The 8,573-nt window shown below is 65.2% G+C and carries 6 protein-coding genes; 3 read left to right on the forward strand and 3 right to left on the reverse strand.

The features are described 5' to 3' along the window. Positions 1-7: 7 nt before the first annotated feature. From ABE459_RS15545 to ABE459_RS15555, 3 genes are read left to right on the forward strand one after another with little or no spacing between them, the layout of a single operon-like run. Positions 8-673, forward strand: coding sequence for an amino acid ABC transporter permease (locus ABE459_RS15545; RefSeq protein ID WP_323831122.1), 666 nt, complete (start codon positions 8-10; stop codon positions 671-673). Further along, positions 670-1,320 (forward strand): amino acid ABC transporter permease, encoded by a 651-nt coding sequence (locus ABE459_RS15550; RefSeq protein ID WP_189654566.1) that lies wholly within the window; start codon positions 670-672, stop codon positions 1,318-1,320. Before ABE459_RS15545 ends, ABE459_RS15550 begins: the two co-directional genes overlap by 4 nt. Beyond that, positions 1,307-2,035 (forward strand): amino acid ABC transporter ATP-binding protein, encoded by a 729-nt coding sequence (locus ABE459_RS15555; RefSeq protein ID WP_258646232.1) that lies wholly within the window; start codon positions 1,307-1,309, stop codon positions 2,033-2,035. Before ABE459_RS15550 ends, ABE459_RS15555 begins: the two co-directional genes overlap by 14 nt. Before the next feature lie 251 nt (positions 2,036-2,286). Here ABE459_RS15555 and ABE459_RS15560 read toward each other — a convergent pair whose 3' ends face one another. The 3 genes from ABE459_RS15560 to mexE are packed head-to-tail and all read right to left on the reverse strand — an operon-like array spanning position 2,287 to position 8,132. Continuing rightward, positions 2,287-3,702 carry a TolC family protein gene (locus ABE459_RS15560; RefSeq protein ID WP_323831121.1) on the reverse strand — a complete coding sequence of 472 codons (1,416 nt, stop codon included), beginning with the start codon at positions 3,700-3,702 and terminating at the stop codon, positions 2,287-2,289. Then, a complete protein-coding gene (locus ABE459_RS15565; RefSeq protein WP_346648059.1) occupies positions 3,699-6,878 on the reverse strand; it encodes an efflux RND transporter permease subunit in 3,180 nt (1,059 codons plus the stop codon). Before ABE459_RS15565 ends, ABE459_RS15560 begins: the two co-directional genes overlap by 4 nt. A 12-nt stretch (positions 6,879-6,890) precedes the next feature. Next, positions 6,891-8,132: a multidrug efflux RND transporter periplasmic adaptor subunit MexE gene (gene mexE / locus ABE459_RS15570; protein ID WP_125463725.1), complete on the reverse strand. Its 1,242-nt coding sequence runs from the start codon at positions 8,130-8,132 to the stop codon at positions 6,891-6,893. Positions 8,133-8,573 lie beyond the last annotated feature (441 nt).

Consider the following 8,573-nt stretch of genomic DNA (forward strand, 5'->3'; position numbering starts at 1 on the left):
TTGAACGATGGCCTATCAATTCGATTTCGCCGCCGCATTGCAGCAGGGCGACCTGCTGCTCAAGGGCGCGCTGTTCACATTGGAACTGACCGCGATCGGCACCCTCGCAGGCGTTGCCCTGGGCATCGTCGGCGCGCTGGTGCGGGCCTGGCAGCTACGGCCGTTCAACTGGCTGTTCGGGGTGTATGTGGAGCTGATCCGCAACACGCCGTTCATCGTCCAGCTGTTCTTCATCTTCTTCGGCTTGCCGGCCCTTGGCGTGCGCATGAGCGAATGGCAAGCGGCGGTGCTGGCGATGGTGATCAACCTTGGCGCCTATTCCACCGAGATCATCCGCGCCGGCATCCAGGCCATCCCGCGTGGGCAGCTGGAAGCCGCCTCGGCGCTGGCGATGACGCGTTTCGAGACGTTCCGCCACGTGATCCTGCGGCCGGCCCTGGCCAAGGTGTGGCCGGCGCTGTCGAGCCAGATCGTCATCGTCATGCTGGGGTCGGCGGTGTGTTCGCAGATCGCCACCGAAGAGCTGTCGTTCGCCGCCAACTTCATCCAGTCGCGTAACTTCCGCGCCTTCGAGACCTACCTGCTCACCACCTTGCTGTACCTGGCCATGGCCATTGGCGTGCGGCAATTGCTGAACCTGTTTGGCCGGCGCGTGATCGTGGGGAGACGCTGATGGATTTCACCTTGTGGGATATCGTGCGCAACCTGCTCACCGGGTTGCAATGGACCTTGCTGCTGTCGCTGGTGGCGTTCGTCTGCGGCGGCGCCATGGGCTTGCTGATGCTGCTGGCGCGGATCAGCGACAACGGCTGCTTGCGGGTGTTGGCCCGTGGCTACATCGAGCTGTTCCAGGGCACGCCTTTGCTTATGCAGCTGTTCATCGTGTTCTTCGGCATCGCCCTGTTCGGCATCGATGTGTCGGCCTGGGCGGCGGCGGCGGTGGCATTGACGCTGTTCACCAGTGCGTTCCTCGCCGAAATCTGGCGCGGCTGCGTCGAGTCGATCCCGCGCGGGCAGTGGGAGGCCAGCGCCAGCCTGGCGCTGAGCCGTGGCGAGCAACTGCGCCATGTGGTGCTGCCCCAGGCACTGCGCCTGGCCGTGGCGCCGACCGTGGGCTTTTCGGTGCAGGTGGTCAAGGGCACGGCAGTGACCTCGATCATCGGTTTCACCGAGCTGACCAAGACCGGCGGCATGCTGGCCAACGCCACCTTCGAACCTTTCCTGATCTACGGCCTGGTGTCGCTGGGCTACTTCATCCTGTGTTTTCCACTGTCGCTGGGTGCCCGCCACCTGGAGAGGAGGCTGCATGCCGCTGGTTAGCGTTTCTGCGTTGCACAAGTACTACGGGGACAACCACGTGCTCAAGGGCGTCGACCTGAGCATCGAGGAAGGCGAAGTGGTGGCGATCATCGGCCGAAGCGGCTCGGGCAAAAGCACCTTGCTGCGTACCTTGAACGGGCTGGAGTCGATCAATGACGGTGTGATCGAAGTCGACGGCGAATACCTGGACGCGGCACGCGCCGACTTGCGCAGCCTGCGCCAGAAGGTCGGGATGATTTTCCAGCAGTTCAACCTGTTCCCGCACCTGAGCGTGGGCGAGAACGTGATGCTGGCGCCGCAGTTGGTGAAGAAGACGCCCAAGGCCGAGGCCCGGCAACTGGCACGCAGGATGCTGGAGCGGGTAGGGCTGGAAGCCAAGTTCGATGCCTATCCCGACCAGCTGTCCGGCGGCCAGCAACAGCGCGTGGCGATTGCCCGGGCGCTGGCGATGTCGCCCAAGGTGCTGCTGTGCGACGAGATCACCTCGGCGCTCGACCCGGAGCTGGTGAGTGAAGTGCTCGGCGTGGTGAGGGGGTTGGCCAAGGAGGGCATGACGTTGGTGATGGTCACCCATGAAATGCGCTTTGCCCGCGAGGTGGGGGACAAGCTGGTGTTCATGCACCAGGGCAAGGTGCATGAGGTTGGCGACCCGAAGCGTTTGTTCGATGCACCGAAGACGGCGGAGTTGGCGAATTTTATTGGGAGTGTCGGCTAATACAGCGCTATCCCTGTAGGAGCGGCCTTGTGTCGCGATAGGGCTGTGCAGCAGCCCCGGCTATCTGGATCAGGTGAAGATCGTCGGGGCCGCTTTGCGGCCCTTTCGCGACACAAGGCCGCTCCTACAAACGATCGCGTTCATTCGGTGGCATTTGTAAACCGCCATAAAAAAGCCCCGACAACCAAGGCCATCGGGGCAAACGGTTGGGGGAGGATCCAACCAAAGGAGCTTTCAATTCAACAGGTCACTCAGCGCGTACTGGCCACCACCTCCGGCTGCCAGCCACCACCCAGGGCCTTGTAGATCGCCACGATGCCGCTGTACAGCTCGACCTCGCCCTGGGCCTGGGCGTCTTCGGCGCTCAGGCGTTCGCGCTCGGCATCGAGCAGCACCAGGTAATCCACCGTCCCTTCGCGGTAGCGCACCGAGGCCAGCTCGGCGGCCTTGCGGCTGGCATCGCTCTGGCGCATCAGCGCCAGCAAGCGCTGCTGGCGCTTGCCATAGTCGCTGAAGGCGTTGGCCGACTCTTCCAGGGCCAGCAGCACCTGCTGCTCATAGTTGGCCAGTGCCCCGTCGGCATCGGCCTCGGCGCCACGCAGGCGGGCGCGCACGCTGCCCAGGTCGAATGCCGCCCAAGTGATGCTCGGGCCCAGCGCCCAGGCGTTGGAGGCGGCCGAGCCGATCTGCGAGCCGCGCGCGGCGGTGAATCCGAGGAAACCGCTGAGGCTCACCCGTGGGAACAAATCGGCGGTGGCCACGCCCACATTGGCGGTGGCCGCGGCCAGCTGGCGTTCGGCGCTGCGGATGTCCGGGCGGCGGCGCAGCAGCTCGCCGGGGTCGCCCACCGGCAGGGCCTTGGCGATGGCCGGCAGGGCCTTGGGCGACAGGTCCACGGTCAGGGCGTCCGGGCGCTGGCCGAGCAGGGTGGCGATGCGGTTCTTCGCCCGCACCTGAACCGCCTGCAACTGCGGCACGGTGGCTTCGACACCGGCCAGGCGAGCGTCGGCGCGCACCACATCGAGCTCGTTGCCGACCCCGGTGTCACGCAGGGTGACGGTAATGTCGCGCGATTGCTGCTGGGTCTTGAGGTTGGCCACGGCGATCTGCTCGCGCAGCTGGGCGCCGCGCAATTGACCGTAGGCATCCACCAGCTCGGCGATCAGGCTGACCTGCAGCTGCTGCAGGTCGGCCTCGGCGGCCGCCTCCTGCGCTTCGCTGGCTTCGATCTGGCGCTGGATACGGCCGAACAGGTCGAGCTCCCAGGCCATGTCCAGGCCCAGGTCGTAACGCTCGCTGTTGACCCGACGCTCGGACTGGCCGGGGATCTGGCCCTTGCCCAGGTCGCTGCTGGCGCGGCTGTTGACCACCGGCAGTTGGTCGTTGGCGGCGTCGTCGCGGATCGCCCGCGCCGCTTTCAGGCGGGCGAAGGCGATGCGCAGGTCGCGGTTGCCATCCAGCGAGGCTTGCACCAGCTGGTTCAGCACCGGGTCGTCGAACTGCTTCCACCACACGCTCTCGAAGCGGCTGCGGTCGAAGGCCTTGGCTTCAAGGCTGCTGTCGAGCCTGGCCGGCTCCGTGGCCGGGGCCTTGTAGTCCGGGCCCACGGCGCAGGCCGCCAGGGCCAGCGCCAACAGGCTCGGGGTCAGGGGTTTGAGCAGGTTCATGCATGGTTCTCCAGCGGCAGTGCGCGCTCGGCCTTGCGGGCCTGGCGACGCTCGACGAAGCGGCGGATCAGGAAGAAGAACACCGGGGTCAGGAACAGGCCGAACACGGTCACCCCGATCATCCCCGAGAACACCGCCACACCCATGGCGTGACGCATTTCCGAGCCGGCACCGGAGCTGAACACCAGCGGCACCACACCCATGATGAAGGCGATCGAGGTCATCAGGATCGGCCGCAGGCGCAGGCGGCAGGCTTCCAGTACCGCAGCCAGCGGGTCGAGGCCCTTGGCCTGTTCATCCTTGGCGAACTCGACGATCAGGATCGCGTTCTTGCACGCCAGGCCCACCAGTACGATCAAACCGATCTGGGTGAAGATGTTGTTGTCGCCACCCGAGATGATCACGCCAGTGATGGCCGACAGCAGGGTCATCGGCACGATCAGGATCACCGCCAGCGGCAGGCTCCAGCTTTCGTACTGGGCCGCCAGCACCAGGAACGCCAGCAGCACGCACAGCGGGAACACGAACAGCGCGGTGTTGCCCGAGAGGATCTGCTGGTAGGTCAGGTCGGTCCACTCGAAGGTCATGCCGTTGGGCAGCTCTTCTTTGAGCAGTTTCTCGATCGCCGCCTCGGCCTGGCCGGAGCTGTAGCCAGGGGCTGCGGCGCCGTTGATCTCGGCGGTGATGAAGCCGTTGTAGTGCATGACGCGGTCAGGGCCCGAGGTATCGCTGACCTTGAGGAAGGTCGCCAGCGGGATCATCTCGCCCTGGTTGTTGCGCACCTTCAACTGGCCGATCTGCTCGGCGTCGAGGCGGAACTGCTGTTCGGCCTGGACGTTGACCTGGTAGGTGCGGCCAAAGCGGTTGAAGTCGTTGGTGTACAGCGAGCCCAGGTAGACCTGCAGGGTGTCGAAGATGTCGGTGATCGCCACGCCGTGGGTCTTGGCCTTTTCCCGGTCGATGGCGGCATCGACCTGGGGCACGTTGACCTGGTAGCTGGTGAACAGGCCCGCCAGCTCCGGCACGTTGTGGCTCTTGGCGATGATGTTCTGGGTCTCTTTGTACAGCGCTTCGTAGCCCAGGTTGCCACGGTCCTCGATCTGCAGGCGGAAGCCGCCGATGGTGCCAAGGCCTTGTACCGGCGGTGGCGGGAAGATCGCGATGTAGGCGTCCTGGATATCGGCGAACTGGGCGTTCAAGGCTGCCGCGATGGCCGCCGCCGACTGGCTCGGGTCCTTGCGCTCGTCAAACGGCTTGAGCGGGGTGAACACGATGCCGCTGTTGGGGCTGTTGGTGAAACCGTTGATCGACAGGCCCGGGAAGGCCACCGAATCGGCCACACCCGGTTGCTTGAGGGCGATCTCGCTCATGCGCTTGATCACCGCCTCGGTGCGGTCGAGGCTGGCGGCGTCAGGCAACTGGGCGAAGGCCACCAGGTACTGCTTGTCCTGGGCCGGGACGAAGCCGGTCGGAGTGGTCGAGAAGCCCAGGTAGGTCAGGCCCATGAGGCCGGCGTAGACGAACAGGGCGATGCCGCTGGAGCGGATGACCCGGCGCACGCCACCGACGTAGCCATGGCTGGCGCGGTCGAAGAAGCGGTTGAACGGGGCGAACAGCCAGCTGCCCAGCAGTTTTTCCAGGAACCGCGAGAAACGGTCCTTGGGTGCGTGGTGGTCCTTGAGCAGCACGGCGGCCAGGGCCGGCGACAGGGTCAGCGAGTTGAACGCCGAGATCACGGTGGAGATGGCGATGGTCAGGGCGAACTGCTTGTAGAACTGCCCGGTAAGGCCAGAGATGAACGCCGCCGGCACGAACACGGCGCACAGCACCAGCGCCGTGGCGATGATCGGCCCGGTCACTTCGCTCATGGCCTTTTGCGTGGCCTCCAGCGGTTTCAGGCCCAGCCCGATGTTGCGTTCGACGTTCTCCACCACCACGATGGCGTCGTCCACCACGATACCGATGGCCAGCACCAGGCCGAACAGCGACAGGGCGTTGAGCGAGAAGCCGAACAGGTGCATCACCGCGAAGGTACCGATCAGCGACACCGGCACGGCCAGCAGCGGGATGATCGAGGCGCGCCAGGTCTGCAGGAACAGGATGACGACCAGTACCACCAGGATCAGTGCTTCGAACAGGGTGTGCACCACGGCCTCGATGGAGCCACGGACGAACACGGTCGGGTCATAGACGATGCTGTAGTCCATGCCCTCGGGGAAGTCCTTCTTCAGCTCGGCCATCTTCGCCCGCACTTCGTCGGAGATCTCGATGGCGTTGGAGCCTGGGCGCTGGAAGATCGGGATGGCCACCGCCGGCTGGTTGTTCAGCAGCGAGCGCAGGGCGTACTGGCTGGAGCCGAGCTCGACCCGGGCGATGTCCTTCAGGCGAGTGATTTCGCCATCGGCGCCGGCTCGGATGATGATGTTCTCGAACTCTTCCTCGTTGACCAGGCGGCCCTGGGTGTTGATCGACAGCTGGAAGCTGGTGGAGCCGGGGGCGGGCGGGGCGCCCAGCTGGCCGGCGGCGACCTGGCGGTTCTGTTCGCGGATCGCGGCCACCACATCGCTGGCGGTCAGGTTGCGCGAAGCGGTCTTGTTCGGGTCGAGCCATACCCGCAGCGAGTAGTCGCCCATGCCGAACAGTTGCACGTCGCCCACGCCACCCAGGCGAGCGAGCTTGTCCTTGATGTTGAGGATGGCGTAGTTGGACAGGTAGAGCATGTCGTAGCGGTTATCCGGCGAGGTCAGGTGCACGACCATGGTCAGGTCGGGCGAGGCCTTGTCGACGGTGATACCGATACGCGTCACTTCTTCCGGCAGCTTCGGCTGGGTACGGGTCACCCGGTTCTGCACCTGCACCTGGGCGTTGTCCAGGTCGGTGCCCAGGGCGAAGGTGATGGTCAGGGTGAGCTTGCCGTCGGCGGTGGACTGCGAGGACATGTACAGCATGTTCTCGACACCGGTGATGGCCTGCTCCAGCGGCGCGGCGACGGTTTCGCCGATGACCTTTGGGTTGGCGCCGGGGAAGTTGGCGCGCACCACCACGGTGGGCGGCACCACTTCGGGGTATTCGCTGATCGGCAGCTGGAACAGCGAGATCGAGCCCGCGATCAGCAGCACCAGCGACAGCACCGCGGCGAAGATCGGCCGGGTAATGAAGAATTTCGAGAAGTTCATCGGTGTTGTCCCTTAACCGCGTGGCGCTTGGGCGCTGGCGACTTTGACGTTGGCACCCGCGACTTTCGGCGCCGGGTTGCTGGCTTCGAGGGCCTGGCGCTGCTGGGCGAGGGCGGCGAGGGTCTGTTCGCTGGCCATCTGGGTTTCCTCCGGGGTGACTGGCGAGCCAGGGCGCACGCGCTGCAGGCCCTTGACCACGATGCGGTCGTCCTTGCCCAGGCCACTGCGCACGATGCGCAGGCCTTCGAGCTTCGGTCCCAGTTCCACGGCGCGGTAGGCAGCCTTGTTGTCCTTGTCCATGACCAGCACGAACTTCTTGCCAAGGTCGGTGCCGACCGCTTCGTCGTTGATCAGCACGGCGTCGTACTGGGCGCTGCCGACCAGCTTCAGGCGTGCGTACAGGCCGGGGGTGAACTGGCCGTCGCGGTTGTCGAACACGGCGCGGCCACGGATGGTGCCGGTGCGCGGGTTGACCTGGTTGTCGACGAAGTTCATCTGGCCCAGGTGCGGGTTGCCGGTTTCGTTGGTCAGGCCCAGGTACACCGGGGTGCTCTGGCCGCGCTGACCGTCGCGCGCCAACTGGGTGTACTTGAGGTACACGCGCTCGTCGGCGTCGAAGTAGGCGTACACCTTGTCGGTGGAGACCACGCTGGTCAGCGGTGTGACATCGGCGCTGACGATGTTGCCGGCGGTGAACTGGGCGCGGCTGACGCGGCCGCTGATCGGCGCGGTGACCCGGGTGAAACTCAGGTTCAGGCGGGCCAGGTCCAGTTGTGCCTGGATGGCATCGACCCCGGCACGGGCTTCGGCGGCGGCGCTGCTGCGCGACTCGGCAAGCTCGGCGGAGATCGCGTTGCTGTCGCGCAGGCGCTCGCCACGGCGGGCCTCGTTGGCGCTGCGGATGGCGGTGGCCTTGGCCTGCTGCACCTGGGCTTCGAGGCGGCGTACTTCAGCCTGGAACGGGCGTGGGTCGATCTGGAACAGCAGGTCGCCTTTTTTCACCTGGGCACCTTCGGTGAAGGCCACCAGGTCGATCTGGCCAGAGACCCGTGGGCGCACCTCGACGGTTTCCGGCGCTTCCAGGCGGCCGGTGAACTCGTCCCATTCGTTGATCGGCTGCTCGATCACCTTGGCGACGCTGACCTTCGGTGCGGCGGGAGCCTGCATGGCGTCTGGTGCGCGGCCACAGGCGCTGAGCACCACCACTGCCAGGGCAGCGAGGGGGAAGCGCAAGGGTTTGAGTGAGTGATCCATGGAGAACTCCGCCAATGTATTAGTAGTGGGCGGAGTGTGAGTGTGTTGCGCGCGACGCACGAATCGAACGCAGCGAAGGTTATTATCACGGGCAATGATATGAGCGATGGCGTTATCGATGATGACGCATGGTCAGGAGCATCAAGCCATCGATTCAGGTCATGCCGAAGTGCCGGATAACCGATGTTTCGTGCGGTAATGAACACCCTGTTTGAGCAACTGGTCATTTCGCAAGATTTAACGTACCGCTAGCTCATCCCTTTCCCGTCGATGCCTCGACGCGTTCCGACATACAGAGCGGTATCTGCTCATCATCATTTCGCCTTCCCAAGCCATGGCCAGGAAGGCTAGCCCCATGACCACCCTCACCGAGCACGACGTCGAGCTCGCCATTGCCCCCCTCGAAACCCTGCTCAGCGAGGACCTCGGTCTCGCCGCTGC

It is taken from the genome of Pseudomonas sp. TWI923 (assembly GCF_039673365.1).
Taxonomy (GTDB): Bacteria; Pseudomonadota; Gammaproteobacteria; order Pseudomonadales; family Pseudomonadaceae; genus Aquipseudomonas; species Aquipseudomonas sichuanensis.